The sequence below is a fragment of the Pigmentiphaga humi genome (assembly GCF_900606115.1).
Taxonomy (GTDB): Bacteria; Pseudomonadota; Gammaproteobacteria; order Burkholderiales; family Burkholderiaceae_B; genus Pigmentiphaga; species Pigmentiphaga humi.
Genome location: NZ_UWPJ01000030.1, coordinates 1 through 15951, shown reverse-complemented (window position 1 = coordinate 15951; position 15951 = coordinate 1). Strand labels below are relative to the sequence as shown.

Sequence of the window (15951 nt, the reverse complement as noted above, 5' to 3'; positions counted from 1 at the left end):
CGGTTCTTGTAGAGGGGCGCATGTCATGCGAAGCGGTAGCGGCCTTCCTCGTCGCGGGTGATGGAGCGGCGGGCGCCGGTGTCTTCCAGCCATCTCACTATCTCGCGCCCATCGCGCGTGCCGATCGCGGCCATCAGCTCGGCAAAGCGCTTGGGACCGTCGGCCAGCGCGGCGTCCAGCGAAGCATGGCGCGGGGCGTCGTACACGGGCGGCGACGGCACCCGGTGTTCCAGTGGCCGGTTGCAGCCGGGCGGCAGCAGCGGCAGGGTCAGGTCGAAGCCGGCCTTGGCGGTGACGGCGGCCCCGTCCAACGACGGGTCGAGGGGCATGGCGCGCAGCCCGGACTGCACCACCAGATCACGGTCGGCCTGGAAGCGCGTGGCCAGCGCCCAGTCCATCTGCTCGTCGCTGAAGACGTCGATGTCGGGATCGACCACGAACACGTGCTTGATGTTGGCTGCCGAGGCGAACACGGCGGCGATTGCGTTGCGGGCCTCGCCGGGCACGCGCTGGCTGATGGCGACACGCGCATTGAACGCGCCGCCGGTGGCGGGCGACACATATACGGCGGCCACTTCGCGCACCGCGGTCTCCAGTCCGCGCCACACCATGAGTTCCGTACGCAGCGAGCACAACTGGGCGGTGTCCGTCAGCGCCATGGAGCGTCCGCCTATGGTGGCGGTCTGGAACACGGCATCGCGGCGGCGCGTGATGGCGGTCACGTGAAACACCGGGTTGCGCTTGAGCACGCCGTAATAGCCGAGGAATTCGCCGTACGGCCCTTCAGGCTCGGAATGGCCGCGCTCGTCCAGGTAGCCTTCGATGATCAACTGGGCGTCGGCCGGCACCATCAGGTCGTTGGTCACGCACTTGACTACGCCCATGGGAGCGCCGCGCAGCGCCGCTACGAGTTCGAGTTCGTCCATGGGCAGGCGCATCGTGCCGGCCAGGTGGTCGATGGGATTGGAGCCGATGGCGAAGGCCAGCGGCATGCGCTCGCCACGGGCCACGCAACCCTGGTAGATGGCGCGAAGATCCGACGGCGCCACCAGATCGATGCCTGCCGTGCGCCGGCCGCGCAGCATCAGGCGGCGCATGCCCACGTTGGTCCAGCCCGTGGCGGGGTCACGGCTGAAGTCCAGCGAAGCCGAGATGTAAGGCGCGCCGTCGAGCGCGTGCTGCAAGTGCACGGGCAGGGCGGTCAGGTCGCATTCGTCGCCGGTCTGGACCACTTGCTGCACCGGCGCCTGGCTGCGCTCGACCTCGATCAGCACACCGGGATGCCGCATGCGTTCCAGCACCGCCGACGCCACCGCGTCGGGCGTGGTGTCGAAGGCGTGGGCCAGCCGTGCCCGGCTGGCCGCGACGTTGCCGCACAAGGGCAGGTTGCCGCCGCCGGTTTGCGTGAATCGGACGGCGCGGGGGTTGCCCTCCAGAACCGCGGCGAGATCGGCCAGCTCGATGCGGTCCGGACGTACTTCCACCTGGTCGGGCGGCAGCGAATCGAGAAAGGTCCGCAGACTGAAGCGTTCCAGGTCGGGCAGGATGCCGGCGGCGGCCGCCGGCTCGCTTTTCATGACGTAGGCCACGGCGTGCTTCCTACAAGTTATAGAAATCGAGTTTGGCGTTCAGATAGTCGTTCAGCAGCAGGACTTTCTTGCGTGCGATGCGCCAGCAGCCGTCCACCCGGTGCCAGTCATGTTCCTGGCGGCCGAAGTAGGTCTCGACCACCTTTTCCTTGGGCAGAAACTGCTGGGTAGTCCAATTCGATTGCAGCTTCAGCAGGTCCGGGCCCGAGCCGTCGGCCACGCGTATATTGGTGACGACGTGTTGGGTGCGCGGCAGCACCGCCGAGGCGACCGAGCGCCGCGATCGCACGCGCCATACCCGATCTTCCAGGCCGGCTCGGGTGCGGTAGTAGATCAGGGACAGCTCGGCGCGCGGGTCGGCGGTGGGTTCGTCCTCGTCGCGCCAGGCGGGGACCCAATACTCCGCATCGGGTGTGAACAGGGCCAGCCAGTCGTCCCAACGGCGTTCGTCCAGCAGTGCGGCCTCGCGGTACAACAGCGCGGCGGCGAGGGTGGGATCGGCATTCATCGCGCGCCCTCCTGCCCGGCAGCCTGTGCTGCCGCATCGCTGGCGGCTCCCTTGACCATCAGCCGCCGCCACTCGCGGTAGCCCGAATGGAACACGGTTTCGTCCTGGATGGCCACGTCGCCGTACTGGCTGGTGGCGGGCTTGATGCCAAGCTGCTGCGCCTGCGCGTTGGCGCCGCGCTGCACGCTGGTCATGCCGCGCGCATAACCCTGGGTCCAGCTCACGCCTTGCGCTCGATAACCGGTCTGGCAGTCTTCGTAGCAGGTGGTGTCGTCCGGCGTGGCCAGTCCCGAGCTGTTGAAGAAGTCTTCAAACTGCCGCAGCCGCAGCTCGCGTGCTTCGGGCGATTCGCCCTTGGGCGCGATGACATAACTGCGCATCTCGGTGCGATCCACCGCAAGAGGGCGCAGCACCCGCAACTGCAACGAGGCGTTCTCGGCGAACTGCACGTTGGGGAACAGCACCACGTTGCGTGTGTCCAGCATCAGGCTGGCGCGCGTTTCACCCACGCGTTGCCGCAGTTCGTCGATGAGTCCGTACAGCGGGCGGATCTGGGGCAGGGGATTGCGGGTCCAGACCGCCGCGTGGCCGTTATCGAACGTGAAGCCTCCGCGCTGTCTGTAGGCAGCGAAATCGATGGTCGCCAACTGGTTCTGCGATTCTCCCGACTGGCGCTGCTTGACGATCTTCATGAAGCTGGGGTGCACCGAGGTCAGGTGGTAGCCGTCCAACGCGTTGTCCAACTGCATTTTCCAGTTGCCCTTGTACACATAGGTTGACGAACCCGGGAGCAGCTCGATTCCCTGGGGGCTCTGGTCCAGGATCAGATCCAGGAAGAAGCGCGCGTCGCCAAGGTAGTCTTCCAGCGGCGGCACGTCGGCTTCAAGGCTGCCGAACATCAATCCGCGGTACGAGGCGAAGCGCGCCACGGGGGCCAAGTCGTGGTCTTCGCGTTCGAAGGCCTCGCTGTAGCAGCCATCCTTGCCGTCTTTGATGCTGGCACAGCGGCCGTCGCTGTAGAACGACCAGGCGTGGTAGGCACATACGTGGACCCGGGCATTGCCGCGTTCGCGCTGAGTCAGCACGGCCCCCCGATGACGACAGGTGTTCAGAAAGGCTCCCACCTTGCCGTCGCCGTCGCGCATCACCAACACCGGCTGGCGGCCAATCCAGGTGGTCAGGTAGTCGTGCGGCCGGGCGATCTGGTCCTCGATGCCCAGGAACACCCACGTGCGCTCGAAGATGTAGCGCATCTCGAGTTCAAAGATGGCGGGGTCGCGGTAGACGTCGCGGTGCACCGTGAAAATGCCTTGGCCCGGGTCGTCCACTACGCAGTCTGCAAGTGCTTCTGCCATCATGTTTGCCTCCTTTTGTTATACAATGTATAAAGGTATTTGTTATTTAATAACGATGATAGGTAGTGTCCGAAGGTATCGATATGCTGACTAACCCTGAAGTACGTACTGCCGCCCCGCGCAAGATCCAATCGCTCGAGGTGGGGTTCCGCTTGGTGCGTGTGGTGGAAGAGGCCGGACGGGCGCTACCGTTGAAAGACGTGGCACAGCAGGCTGGCATGGCGCGCAGCAATGCTTACCTGTATTTGTCCACCTTCGTGGAGTTGGGAGTGCTGGCCCGCGACGGCAGTGGCCACTATCTATTGGGCCCCTATGCGCTTCAGCTAGGGCTGGCGGCGTTGAAGAAATCCAATGTGGTCGACGTTACCGAGGCGCCCATGCGCAGTTTGCATGCGGCTACCGGGCATCACGTGCATCTCTCGATCTGGGGCAACTATGGGCCCACCATCGTCAAAACCGTGGAGGGAGCGTGCCCGGTACAGGTGCCGCTACGTATAGGTTTTGTCGCACCGCTGTGTTCGTCCGCCACCGGTCTGGTGTTCTTGGCGTATCAGAACCCCGCCCTGACCGAGCCCCTCGTCGCCAGGGAGCGTGCCGGCGTGCCCGGCGACGCTGCTTTCACCGCCCGCGTGCAGACCGTACGCGATCACGGTTACGCCATGACCGAGGCCGAGTTCTATGCAGATGCAGGCTGCTGCGCGCTGGCGGCGCCCATCTTCGACCATACGGGCCATATCTGCGGGGCGCTGGCAGCGCTGGATCTGTCGGCACGCATGGGGCCGGTACAGCGGGAGGAAAGCGTGGCGCTGCTCAAGCAGGCGGTAGAGGCCACGCAGGGAGTGCTGGGCTATCGGCAGAAATGACGAAACCTCGGCGGAAAGCGCCCCGGAGGAACGCTCTACCCTTCGTTCTGGATCGCTTCCATCTGCCGCTCCATGAACTCGGAGAGCGTATCGATGCCGCGCAGCTGCAGGATGGCGTTGCGGACGGCGGCTTCGACCAGGACGGCGAGGTTGCGGCCGGCGGCGACGGGGAGGACGACTTTGCGGACGGGGAGGCCCAGGACGTCCTGGGTCAGGGCCTGCAGGGGCAGGCGTTCGAAATTGGCTTCGGGCGAGGTGGTGCGTACCAGATGCACGATGAGTTTGAGCTTCATCTTGCGGCGCACGGAGGTCTCGCCGAAGATGGCCCGGATGTCGAGCAGGCCGAGGCCGCGGACTTCCAGCATGTTCTGCAGCAGCTGCGGGCAGCGGCCTTCGATGATGCTGGGAGCGATGCGCGAGAATTCGACGGCGTCGTCGGCGACCAGGCCGTGGCCGCGCGAGATGAGTTCGAGCGCCAGTTCGCTTTTGCCCAGCCCGGATTCCCCGGAGATCAGCACGCCCATGCCGAGCACGTCGAGGAAGACGCCGTGCACGGTGATCAGCGGCGCCAGCCTCTTGGCGATGTAGAACCGCAGGATGTCGATGACTTCGGCGGCGGAGTGGGGCGAGGCGAGCAGCGGTACGCCGACCTGCTCGCATTGTTCCAGGACGTCGGCCGGAGCCGCGAGGCCGTCGGCCATGATCACGGCAGGCACGCCGCCGGCCAGCAGCTCGCCCAGGTGGTGGGCGCGGCGGCGGGAGTCGATGCGGGTGTAGAAGGCCAGTTCTTCATGGCCGAAGACCTGGATGCGGGTGGGGTGGATGAGGTTGAGGTGGCCGACCAGGTCGGAGGCCGCCTGGCAGGTGTCGGGCAGCGGCGATCGGCTGGCGTGCGCGCGGCCCGCCAGCCACGTCAGAGAAATGGTGTTGGCGTTGTCGTCGACCAGTTTTTCGATAGTCAGCATCGGGGCACACGCAAAAATCGGCCGACCGAAGGCGGCGGGATCAGGCTTCTTCGGCGGATTGCGCCGGTTCCCAGTGGGTCAGCAGCGAGTGGATCGCGCTGGCCGAGGACTCGCCGACGAGGGATTCGCGCAAGGCCCGGTTGGACAGCATCTGCGCCAGTTCGGACAGGATTTCCAGGTGCATCTGGGTAGCCTGTTCGGGCACGAGCAGGAAGACCAGTATCTGCACCGGCTTGCCGTCCGGAGCGTCGAAGTTGATGGGCTGGGCCAGGCGCACGAAGGCCGCCACGGGATCGGTCAGTCCCTTGATACGGCCGTGCGGCACGGCCACCCCTTGGCCGAGCCCGGTCGAGCCCAGGCGCTCGCGCGCGAACAGGCTGTCGAACACAACCGAACGGGCAATGCCGTGGTTGTTCTCGAACAGGAGGCCGACTTGCTCAAACACGCGCTTCTTGCTGGTGACTTCCAGGTCAAGCAGCACGTTCGAAGGGGGAAGAATCCGCGAGATCAGGTTCATAGCATATGCGCCGGCCATTCATACAAACTTGCAAATTCGTACACACACCCGCCGGACAACATCTTTTGTACGTTGGAATCCCATTATAGCCGTAGGGAGGGGAGGCCCACCCCCTACCCGCTTACGCGGGCCCCCTCGAGGGGGCGGCACCGGCGGACCGGCAAAGCCGGATCCGCTGTGCCCTGGATGAGATGTCGCGATGCAACTGAATAGGTTCGAGATGTGTTGCCGGAAATGTTTCTCCCAGCTTCCGCATGTTCCGTGCCCCCCTACTTTCCGCGCCGGGGCTCATGACCCAGGGCACCGCGGATCCGGCTCCGCCGGTCCGCCAGTGCCGCCCCCTGGGGGGCGCGCGTAAGCGCGTAGGGGGGGGACCCCTATTCAGCCATCAGTTGGCGCTTGGGGGCTTCGTCGGGGCGGGGGTGTTGGACCTTGTCCTTGTACTTGATGACCTGGCGGTCGACTTTATCGATCAAGGTGTCGATGGCGGCGTAGAGGTTTTCTTCTTGGGCCTCGCAATGGACGTCCTTGCCTCTGAGATGCATGGTGATTTCGGCGCGGTGCCTCAATTTTTCCACGGACAGCATCACCTGGATGTCGATGACATTGTCGAAGTGCCTCAGTACCCGCGTGAGCTTGTTCAGCACGTACTCACGAATGGCAGGGGTCACGGTGACGTGGTGTCCGCTGATGCTCAGATTCATATAAAGCCCTCCTTGTAGCGATGTTCCGGGACTGCTCCCGGGCCCGCACCGGCATCCGCAGGGCTGCCAGTGCATGGTGACACGCGCGTGCCACTCGGTTTGCGTCGCGCCGGAGTTCCGGCTGGCACCACGCAAGCGAAGTAGCGGGCACATGGATGACAGCGGTCAAAGATAAGATGGGCGCCACGCCGCAGCTTTCAAGTACGGGTCGACCTTGGTCGGGTCGAGGGCGGGCGGATGCCGGCGCCGCCGCACGCGGTGCGGCCGTACTAGATGGTCTTGCGCAGGGAAACGGGAGGGATCTTCAGCGCTTCGCGGTATTTGGCGACTGTGCGGCGCGCCACCACGATGCCTTGCTCCCCCAGCATCTGTGCAAGCTGGCTGTCGGATAGTGGCTGAGTGGGATCCTCCGCACTGATGAGTTGCTTGATCAGTGCACGAATCGCCGTCGACGACGCGGCTCCTCCGGTTTCCGTGGCGACGTGGCTGCCGAAGAAGTACTTCAGCTCGAACGTCCCCAGCGGGGTGAGCATGTATTTCTGCGTCGTGACGCGTGAAATCGTCGATTCATGCAACCCTAGTGTATCTGCTATTTCGCGTAATACAAGGGGGCGCATGGCAACCTCGCCATGGTTGAGGAAACCCTGCTGGCGTTCGATGATGGCCTGCGCCACGCGCAGGATGGTGTCGAAGCGCTGCTGTACGTTGCGGATCAGCCAGCGCGCCTCCTGCAGTTGCGAAGAGAGCCCGGCGTGGGCCGAACCGCGCTCGGCCTTCAGGATCTGCGCGTACATCTGGTTGACGCGCAGCCTGGGCATGGCGTCGCCGTTGAGCATGGCGCGCCACTGGGTGCCGACCTTGCGCACGATCACGTCGGGAATGACGTAATCGGCGGGCGGCGAAGAATAGCGCGAGCCGGGGCGCGGGTCGAGGCGGCGGATCAGGGACTGGGCGGCGCGCAACTGGTCGTCGCTGCAGCCCAGCGCCTTGCGCAGCTTGGCGTAGTCGCGCGCGCCGAGCAGGGGCAGGTGATGGGCCGCGATGTCGCGCGCCAGTTTCAAGGTCTCGGCATCGCGGGCTTCGGGCAGGCAGTCCAGGTCGGGCGTGCGCAATTGCAGGCACAGGCATTCCGAGATGTTGCGCGCGCCGACGCCGGTCGGGTCGAAGGATTGCAGCAGTCCGAGCGCCGAGCGCAATTCGTCGGCGTCGATTTCCAGTTCTTCGGGGAAGAGGCCGGCCATTTCCTCGAGCGACATGTCGAAGTAGCCGTTGTCGTCGAGTTCGTCGATCAGCGCCGTGACCAGCGCGGCATCGCGCCGGGTGGCCTGGGTCAGCGACAGCTGTTCGAGCAGATGCTCGCGCAGCGAGGTCGAGCGCGCGGCCAGTTGCGGCGCGGCGTCGTCATCGTACTCGCCGCCGGGGCGGTGGAGCTCCGGCATGCCGGGCGTCTCGGGCGCGTCGGACAGCGCCGCATCGCTCATGGACGGGGAATCGGCATCGCCGGATTCGCCCTCCGGCGCGGCGTTGCCTTCGGGCTCGGCGGGGCTGCCCGGGGCCTGCATGCTGCCGTTGGCATCGACCCGCAGCGCGGCGGCGACGTGGTCGTCGTCGCGTTCGAGCAGCGGGTTCTCCTGCAGCATCTGCTCGATCTCGTGTTCGAGTTCGAGCGTGGACAACTGCAGCAGCTTGATCGACTGCTGCAGTGCCGGTGTCAAAGCGAGGTGCTGCGACGTGCGTAGTTGAAGTCCTGGTTTGAGCATGGCACCGCTTACATGCGGAAATGTTCGCCGAGGTAGACGCGGCGCACGGCCGGATCGCCGACGATTTCCTCGGGATGGCCGTTGGCCAATACCGTCCCGTCGCTGATGATGTAGGCCCGGTCGCAGATGCCCAGCGTTTCGCGCACGTTGTGGTCGGTGATGAGCACGCCTATGCCGCGGCTCTTGAGAAAGCGCACGATGCGCTGGATCTCGATGACTGCGATGGGGTCGACGCCGGCGAAGGGCTCGTCCAGCAGGATGAAGCGCGGGTCGGTGGCCAGCGCGCGCGCGATCTCGACGCGGCGGCGCTCGCCGCCCGACAGCGAGATCGCCGCGCTGTTGCGGATGTGGCCGATCTGCAGTTCTTCCAGCAGCGATTCCAGCTGTTCGGCGACCTGGGCGGCGCTCGGGCTCGCGCCTTTCTCGTCGCGCTGCAGTTCGAGCACCGCGCGGATGTTCTGCTCGACGTTGAGCCGGCGGAACACCGAGGCGTCCTGGGGCAGGTAGGACAGGCCCAGGCGCGAGCGCTTGTGGATCGGCAGGCTGGTGACCGAGATGGCGTCGATGTCTATGGTGCCGGCATCGGCGGGCACCAGCCCGACGATCATGTAGAAGCAGGTGGTCTTGCCGGCGCCGTTGGGGCCGAGCAGGCCGACCACTTCGCCGCTGTCCACGTGCAGCGATACGTTCTTGACGACGGTACGGCCCTGGTAGGATTTGCGCAATCCCTCGGCGCGCAGCCGGCCTTCGCCTTTGGCGGACTCCGCCGCGGGCGCTGCCGTGTCCCCGAGGGCGGACGCGCGTCCTTCGGGCGGCCGAGCGGGCGCGCTCATCGCGCCGCCTTGTTCGCGGGCGCGGGGCAGCCCGAGGCCGGCGCGTTGCCCGCGCCTTGGGCGCGCGGCTGGATGATGGTGCGCACGCGCTGGTTGGAGGTGGGCGCCTGCGGGCCGCCCGTGGCGGTGTAGGTCTCGGTGCGCTGGTTGTAGGTCACGCGCTGTCCCCGCACTTCGTCGACCATTTGCTCGCAGGCCAGCCGCTTGACGATGGCCTTGGAGATGAAATGGATCAGTTCGTTGCGGCCGTCGTATTCGACGCGTTCGGCCACGCCTTCGATGTATTCGTCGGTGCCCTCGCGGCGCTGGCGGACGTTGACCAGCTTGCCGCCGTTGGCGGTGGCCACGCCGAACTGGTAGCCCTCGGCGTCCTCGCGCAGTTCCATGCGGTCTGCGCGCAGGATCAGCGAGCCTTTGGTCAGCACCACGTTGCCGGTGAAGATGCTGGTCTGCTTGAGGTCGTCGTAGCGCAGCGAGTCGGCGTCGACGGTGGTGGGCTGCGCGTTGTCGGCACGCGCCGCCACGGCCTGTCCGGCGCCCGCGGCCGCCGCCAGCGCCAGTACGGCATGGGTGGCGAGTCGGAAGATGCGATGATGAAGCACGGTTCTTTTGTCCTTATCCGTTCGATGGCCGGCGCGCGGCAGGCGCCGCGGGCCGTGGGCCGCCAGGCACGATCTGCACCCGGGTCTGGTTGTGCACCTGCAGTTCCCGCGAGACGTTGTCGTAGCGCATGCCGCGTCCTTCGATGCGCGACGTGCCGTTGACGACGGTGGCCGGCAGGTCGGTGAAGGCCACGTCTTCATCCGGCATCAGCGTGATCTGTTCGCTGCGGATATCCAGCTCGGCGCGGCCCGGGCTCGGCAGCCTGCGCAACTGTACGTCGCCGCGCATGACCACGCGCGCGCCGTCTTCGTCCATGCGGGCATGGATGGAGCGCGCCGTCATGGTCGGGCGTTCGGGCCGCTGGCTGACCGCGCGGAACTGGTCCACCTCGGACGAATCGTCGTCCGGGTAGTGCTCCAGCCGGTCGCCCTCCATGCGCGTGATCGGCACGCCGGCCTCGTCGCTGCGGACCATGACGAATTGCTCGACGTAGGAGTCGATCTCGTGCGTCATGCGGCGCGGCGGATCCTCGAGCACCGCCCGCTTCGCATAATCCGCCGCCCACCACGTTCCCGCCACGAGCGCGGCCAGCAGTGCGATGGATACGCCCGAAGCGACTTTGTCTTTCATGATGAGGGCCCCCCCCTACGCGCTGCGCGCGCCCCCCAGGGGGCGATGCGGGTGGACCGGCGGAGCCGGATCCACCGCATCCTGGGTCTGGAAGCGTCATCTTGGACCGCTGCGCCTGCGTGCTTCGGACCCAGGGCACAGCGGATCCGGCTTTGCCGGTCCGCCAGTGCCGCCCCCTGGGGGGCGCGCGCAGCGCGTAGGGGGGGGCTCATTGTTCAGATCCCCCGGCAGTGACGGGGGATCGGGTACGATTGGCGACGTAGCCGCCGAGCCGGCCCTGGGAGGCCAGGATCAGGTCGCAGCATTCGCGCACCGCGCCGTGGCCGGCGGGGCGCTGGGCGATCCAGTGCGCGGCCTGGCCGACGTAGGTCGGGGCCTCGGCGACGCTGGCGGCGAAGCCCACGCGCTGCATGGCGGCCAGGTCGATGATGTCGTCGCCCATGAAGCCGACTTCGGCCAGGTCCAGGCCGTGGCGCTGGGCCAGGGCGGCGACGGCCGCGCTCTTGTCGCGCACGCCCTGCTGGACTTCCGAGATGCCCAGTTCGGCGGCGCGCCGCGATACCGTGGGCGAGTCGCGGCCGGTCATGAAGGCCACTTCGATGCCGCTTTCATGCAGCATGCGCAGCCCGAAGCCGTCGAGCGCATGGAAGATCTTGACCGTTTCGCCGTGCTCGCCATAGTGCAGGCGGCCGTCGGTCAGCACGCCGTCCACGTCGAAGATCATCAGGCGCAGGCGCGCCACGCGCTCGCGCAGGTCTTGCGGCACGCGGGCCAGGATCAGGGCTTCGGCGGGATGGGGAATGAAGAGATTCGTCATGGAAACGTCAAAGCACCTTGGCTGCCATCAGATCGTGGGTATGAAGCGCGCCGACCAGCGTGCCCGCCGCGTCCTGCACCAGCAACTGGTTCTTGCGGTTTTCGTCCATCACCGCGGCGGCTTCGGTCGCCAGCGCGTCGGGTCCGATGGACAGCGGGTTGCGGGTCATGCCGGCGATCACGGTCAGGTTGCGGATGTCGCCTTCGCGCTCGATCAGGCGGCGCAGGTCGCCGTCGGTGAAGATGCCGATCACGCGGTCGCCGTCCAGCACCGCCGTCATGCCCATGCCCTTGCGGGTGATTTCCTCGAGCGCGTCGGTGACCGAGGAATTTGCCTGCACGATGGGAAGGTCGCGGCCGGTGCGCATTACGTCGCTGACGTGGGTCAGCAGGCGACGGCCCAGTGCGCCGCCCGGATGCGAGCGGGCGAAGTCCTCGGGACCGAAGCCGCGCGCTTCCAGGCAGGCCACTGCCAACGCGTCGCCCAGCGCCAGCGCGGTGGTGGTGCTGGCGGTGGGGGCGAGGTTGAGCGGGCAGGCCTCCTGGGGCACGCTGCCGTCGAGGTGCACGTCGGCCAACTGGGCCAGTTCGGAGTCGGCGTTGCCGGTAATGGCGATCAGCGGCGCGCCCAGGCGCTTGATTACCGGCACGATCGTCAGCAGTTCGGCGGTGGTGCCCGAGTACGATATCGCGACGAGCACATCGTTTGCGGTGATCATGCCGAGATCGCCGTGGACCGCCTCGGCGGCGTGCACGAAGAACGCCGGCGTGCCGGTCGAGGCGAGCGTGGCGGCGATCTTGCGGGCGATGTGGCCCGACTTGCCGATCCCGCTCACCACGACCCGGCCCGGGCAGGCGAGCAGGATGTCGACGGCGCGCACGAAGGTCCGGTCCAGCCGGTCCGACAGCGCCTTGAGCGCGTCGATCTCCACCGCCAGGGTGCAGCGCGCCGAGTCGATGACATCGACCGGTTCGGACGCGCCGGGTACGTATACGTTGGACGAGCCGTTGTCTGAGGTGTTCATGGTGGTCCGGACCGCCGGGCGGATGGGCCGTAGCCCTGCGCCGGCACGATGCGCGGCGGCGGTCATTCAATTGCGACGATCTACCAGTATAGTAGCAAGGGCACGATCCTTGCTTCACGTCTTTGGTTTACAGTGCAGCCTGTTCGCCCGGGCGAAGGTGCCCGGTTCTTTCCCCGCCTTTCTTGCGCCGAGCCTGCCATGTTCCTGGATCCGAACTACATTCGCGACCGCATCCGTACGGTGCCCGACTGGCCCGAGCCGGGCGTGCAGTTCCGGGACATCACGCCGTTGCTGCAGGACCCGCGCAGTTTCCGGGTGCTGATCGAGTTGTTCGTCTACCGCTACATGAACCAGCGCCTGGACCTGATCGCCGGCATCGATGCCCGGGGCTTCATCGTCGGCAGCGTGATCGCGCACGAACTGAACCTGGGATTCGTGCCGGTGCGGAAGAAAGGCAAGCTGCCCTTCGATACGATCGCCGAGCAGTATGCGCTGGAATACGGCACCTCGACGGTGGAAATGCACGCCGACTCCGTGCGTCCGGGCCAGCGCGTGCTGCTGGTCGACGACCTGGTCGCCACCGGCGGAACCATGCTGGCCGGTTCGAAACTGTTGCAGCGCCTGGGCGCCAACGTCGTGGAGGCCGCCGCGGTGGTCGACCTGCCGGCGCTGGGCGGCTCGAAAGCCGTGCGGGCTTCCGGCCTGAGCCTCTACACGGTGTGCGAGTTTTAGCTCCGCGCTTACCGCAAGTATTTTTTCAGGTAGCCGCCGGTGTGGCTGCGGGGTTCGGCGGCGATGTCCTCGGGGGTGCCTTGCGCGATGATCCGGCCGCCGCCGTCGCCGCCTTCGGGGCCCATGTCCACGATCCAGTCGGCGGTCTTGATGACGTCGAGGTTGTGTTCGATCACGACTACGGTGTTGCCGGCGTCCACCAGGTGGCCGACGACTTCCAGCAGCAGCGAGATGTCGTGGAAGTGCAGCCCGGTGGTGGGTTCGTCCAGGATGTACAGGGTGCTGCCGGTGCCGCGCTTGGATAGTTCCTGCGAGAGCTTGACGCGCTGGGCTTCGCCGCCGGACAGGGTGGTGGCGCTCTGGCCCAGCCGGATGTAGCCCAGCCCCACGTCGATCAGGGTCTGCAGCTTGCGCGCGATGGCGGGCACGGCTTCGAAGTACTCCAGGGCCTGCTCGACGGTCAGATCCAGCACTTCGCTGATGTTGCGGCCGCGGTAGCGGATCTCCAGGGTTTCGCGGTTGTAGCGGCTGCCGTGGCAGACGTCGCAGGGAACGTAGATGTCGGGCAGGAAGTGCATTTCCACCTTGACCACGCCGTCGCCCTGGCAGGCCTCGCAGCGGCCGCCCTTGACGTTGAAGCTGAAGCGCCCGGGATCGTAGCCGCGCGCGCGGGCCTCGGGCACGCCGGCGAACAGTTCGCGGATGGGCGTGAACAGGCCGGTATAGGTGGCCGGGTTGCTGCGCGGAGTGCGGCCGATGGGGCTCTGGTCGACGCTGATGATCTTGTCGAAGTGTTCCAGCCCGTCGATGGACTCGTAGGGCGCCGGCTCGGCCTGGCTGTTGTAGAGATGGCGCGACACCACGTTGACCAGCGTGTCGTTGACCAGGGTCGATTTGCCCGAGCCCGATACGCCGGTGATGCAGATCAGGCGGCCGGCGGGAATGCGCAGGTCCACGTCCTTGAGGTTGTTGCCGGTGCAGCCCTTGAGTTCCAGCCAGGGCAGGTCTTCCTGACCGTGCACCGGCCGCCGCGCCGGGATGGCGATGGACTTGCGGCCGCTCAGGTACTGGCCGGTCAGCGAGGCCGGGTCGGCCACGATCTGGTCGGGCGAGCCCTGCGCGACGACCTGGCCGCCGTGCTCGCCGGCGCCCGGCCCCATGTCCACCACCCAGTCGGCTTCGCGGATCATGTCTTCGTCGTGCTCGACCACGATCACGCTGTTGCCCAGGTTGCGCAGATGGCGCAGCGTGCCGATCAGCCTGTCGTTGTCGCGCTGGTGCAGGCCGATGGACGGTTCGTCCAGCACGTACATCACGCCGGTCAGGCCGGAGCCGATCTGGCTGGCCAGGCGGATGCGCTGGGCCTCGCCGCCGGAAATGGTGTCGGCGCTGCGGTCCAGCGACAGATAGCTCAGCCCGACGTTGTTCAGAAAGCTCAGGCGCGCCGTGATTTCGCGCACGATGCGGTCGGCGATCTCGCGCTTGGCGCCGGCCAGCGCCAGGTCCTCGAACCAGGCCTGGCAGTCCGCCAGCGGCAGGGCCTCCAATTGGTAGATGGCGCGGCCGTAGTCGCCCTCGCCGATGCGGACGTTGCGCGCTTCGGCGCGCAGGCGCGACCCGCCGCAGTCGGGGCAGGTCTTGACGTTGCGGTACTTGCCCAGCTCTTCGCGCACCGTGGCCGAATCGGTTTCCTTCCAGCGCCGTTCCAGGTTCGGGATCACGCCTTCGAACGGGTGCGCGCGAACGGTGGTGCGTCCCTTCTCGTTGACGTAGGTGAAGGCGATTTCCTGCTCGCCCGAACCGTAGAGCACGCGCTGCTGGGTCTCCTCGGACAGCGCTTCGAAAGGCGTGTCCACGTCGAAGTCGTAGAACGCGGCCAGGCTGGTCAGGAGCTGGTGATAGAAGGGATTGCGCCGGTCCCAGCCGCGGATCGCGCCGCTGGCCAGGCTCAGTTCGGGAAACGCCACGACCCGCTTGGGGTCGAAAAAGCCCACGTGGCCGATGCCGTCGCAGCTCGGACAGGCGCCGATCGGGTTGTTGAAACTGAACAGCCGCGGTTCCAGTTCGGGCAGGCTGTGGCCGCAGGCGGGACAGGCATAGCGGCTGGAGAACAGGTGCTCACGGCCTTCGTCGTTCTCGGCGGCGTCCATTTCCAGCACGATGGCGCGGCCGTCGGCCAGGCCGATGGCCGTCTCGAAACTCTCGGCCAGCCGTTGCTGCGCCTCGGGCCGCACGCGCAGGCGGTCGATGACCACGTCTATGCTGTGTTTCTCGTTCTTTTTGAGCGGCGGCACGCTGTCGATGTCCAGCACCTGTCCGTCCACCCGCACGCGCACGTAGCCCTGGGCCTGCAGGCTGGCCAGTTCGTCCTCGAAGCTGCCCTTGCGGTCGCGCACCAGCGGCGCCAGGATGGACAGCCGGCTTTCGGCCGGCAGCGCGAGCGTGATGTCCACCATCTGGCTGACGCTCTGGGCCTGCAGCGGCAGGCCGTGGTCCGGACAATAGGGCGTGCCCACGCGGGCGAACAGCAGGCGCAGGTAGTCGTGGATTTCGGTGACCGTGCCCACGGTCGAGCGCGGGTTGTGGCTGGCCGCCTTCTGCTCGATGGAAATCGCCGGCGACAGCCCCTCGATCAGGTCCACCTCGGGCTTGTCCATCAACTGCAGGAACTGGCGCGCGTAGGCCGACAGGCTCTCGACATAGCGGCGCTGGCCTTCGGCATAGAGCGTATCGAACGCCAGCGACGACTTGCCCGAGCCGGAGAGCCCGGTAATCACGACCAGTTGGTGGCGCGGAAGCTCCAGCGACACATTCTTGAGATTGTGGGTGCGTGCACCCCGGATCCGGATGACTTCCATGTTTCGAGCGTAGGCCTGGGTGAAAGGCAACTTGGTAATATAACCCCCCCGTACGCGCTTACGCGCGCCCAGTATGGTGGACCCCCAGCCGCTACGCGGCAGCCCCCCGAGGGGGCCTGGGCCCGCCTTGGGGCGGCCCGGCGCCGGGCCCAGTGGGCGAAACCGGCGGACTGGAAGGGGAAGCCCACCCCTA

The 15951-nt window shown here is 66.7% G+C and carries 15 protein-coding genes; 2 read left to right on the top strand and 13 right to left on the bottom strand.

The genetic code is table 11. The features are described 5' to 3' along the window. Positions 1 to 23: 23 nt before the first annotated feature. Genes PIGHUM_RS19465 through PIGHUM_RS19455 form a run of 3 tightly spaced genes read right to left on the bottom strand, consistent with a single transcriptional unit; the run spans position 24 to position 3455 of the window. Complete coding sequence (locus tag PIGHUM_RS19465; RefSeq protein WP_246013352.1) at positions 24 to 1589, bottom strand: UbiD family decarboxylase; 1566 nt, start codon at positions 1587 to 1589, stop codon at positions 24 to 26. Positions 1590 to 1599: 10 nt separating this feature from the next. Then, positions 1600 to 2097, bottom strand: a complete 498-nt coding sequence (locus PIGHUM_RS19460; protein WP_124081384.1) for an aromatic-ring-hydroxylating dioxygenase subunit beta — start codon at positions 2095 to 2097, stop codon at positions 1600 to 1602. Beyond that, on the bottom strand, positions 2094 to 3455 hold the full coding sequence (locus PIGHUM_RS19455; RefSeq protein ID WP_124081383.1) for an aromatic ring-hydroxylating oxygenase subunit alpha: 1362 nt from the start codon (positions 3453 to 3455) through the stop codon (positions 2094 to 2096). Before PIGHUM_RS19455 ends, PIGHUM_RS19460 begins: the two co-directional genes overlap by 4 nt. A 62-nt stretch (positions 3456 to 3517) precedes the next feature. Between PIGHUM_RS19455 and PIGHUM_RS19450 the strand changes: the two genes are divergently transcribed. Beyond that, positions 3518 to 4315, top strand: coding sequence for an IclR family transcriptional regulator (locus tag PIGHUM_RS19450; RefSeq protein ID WP_124081382.1), 798 nt, complete (start codon positions 3518 to 3520; stop codon positions 4313 to 4315). Positions 4316 to 4350: 35 nt separating this feature from the next. Here the strand turns inward: PIGHUM_RS19450 and hprK are convergent, their stop codons facing one another. From hprK to PIGHUM_RS19405, 9 genes are all read right to left on the bottom strand, one after another. Further along, positions 4351 to 5280, bottom strand: coding sequence for an HPr(Ser) kinase/phosphatase (gene hprK / locus PIGHUM_RS19445; RefSeq protein ID WP_124081381.1), 930 nt, complete (start codon positions 5278 to 5280; stop codon positions 4351 to 4353). Between the two features lie 40 nt (positions 5281 to 5320). After that, a complete protein-coding gene (gene ptsN / locus PIGHUM_RS19440; protein ID WP_124081380.1) occupies positions 5321 to 5797 on the bottom strand; it encodes a PTS IIA-like nitrogen regulatory protein PtsN in 477 nt (158 codons plus the stop codon). A gap of 377 nt (positions 5798 to 6174) precedes the next feature. Then, complete coding sequence (gene hpf / locus PIGHUM_RS19435) at positions 6175 to 6501, bottom strand: ribosome hibernation-promoting factor, HPF/YfiA family (protein WP_124081379.1); 327 nt, start codon at positions 6499 to 6501, stop codon at positions 6175 to 6177. A 269-nt stretch (positions 6502 to 6770) separates the two neighbouring features. Continuing rightward, positions 6771 to 8261, bottom strand: coding sequence for an RNA polymerase factor sigma-54 (locus PIGHUM_RS19430; protein WP_124081378.1), 1491 nt, complete (start codon positions 8259 to 8261; stop codon positions 6771 to 6773). An 8-nt stretch (positions 8262 to 8269) separates the two neighbouring features. Further along, positions 8270 to 9094 (bottom strand): LPS export ABC transporter ATP-binding protein, encoded by an 825-nt coding sequence (gene lptB, locus PIGHUM_RS19425; protein WP_124081377.1) that lies wholly within the window; start codon positions 9092 to 9094, stop codon positions 8270 to 8272. Further along, a complete protein-coding gene (gene lptA / locus PIGHUM_RS19420) occupies positions 9091 to 9696 on the bottom strand; it encodes a lipopolysaccharide transport periplasmic protein LptA (RefSeq protein WP_124081376.1) in 606 nt (201 codons plus the stop codon). The genes lptB and lptA overlap by 4 nt, the downstream gene beginning before the upstream one ends. A 13-nt stretch (positions 9697 to 9709) precedes the next feature. Continuing rightward, positions 9710 to 10327, bottom strand: a complete 618-nt coding sequence (gene lptC, locus PIGHUM_RS19415; RefSeq protein ID WP_124081375.1) for an LPS export ABC transporter periplasmic protein LptC — start codon at positions 10325 to 10327, stop codon at positions 9710 to 9712. A 208-nt stretch (positions 10328 to 10535) separates the two neighbouring features. Next, positions 10536 to 11144: a KdsC family phosphatase gene (locus PIGHUM_RS19410; protein ID WP_124081374.1), complete on the bottom strand. Its 609-nt coding sequence runs from the start codon at positions 11142 to 11144 to the stop codon at positions 10536 to 10538. Positions 11145 to 11151: 7 nt separating this feature from the next. Next, a complete protein-coding gene (locus PIGHUM_RS19405) occupies positions 11152 to 12168 on the bottom strand; it encodes a KpsF/GutQ family sugar-phosphate isomerase (protein ID WP_124081373.1) in 1017 nt (338 codons plus the stop codon). Between the two features lie 198 nt (positions 12169 to 12366). Here PIGHUM_RS19405 and PIGHUM_RS19400 point away from each other — a divergent pair, with 198 nt between their 5' ends. Further along, positions 12367 to 12900, top strand: a complete 534-nt coding sequence (locus PIGHUM_RS19400; protein ID WP_124081372.1) for an adenine phosphoribosyltransferase — start codon at positions 12367 to 12369, stop codon at positions 12898 to 12900. Between the two features lie 8 nt (positions 12901 to 12908). On the opposite strand, the gene uvrA is transcribed toward PIGHUM_RS19400, so the two are convergent. Beyond that, on the bottom strand, positions 12909 to 15758 hold the full coding sequence (gene uvrA / locus PIGHUM_RS19395) for an excinuclease ABC subunit UvrA (RefSeq protein ID WP_124081371.1): 2850 nt from the start codon (positions 15756 to 15758) through the stop codon (positions 12909 to 12911). Between the last annotated feature and the right edge of the window lie 193 nt (positions 15759 to 15951).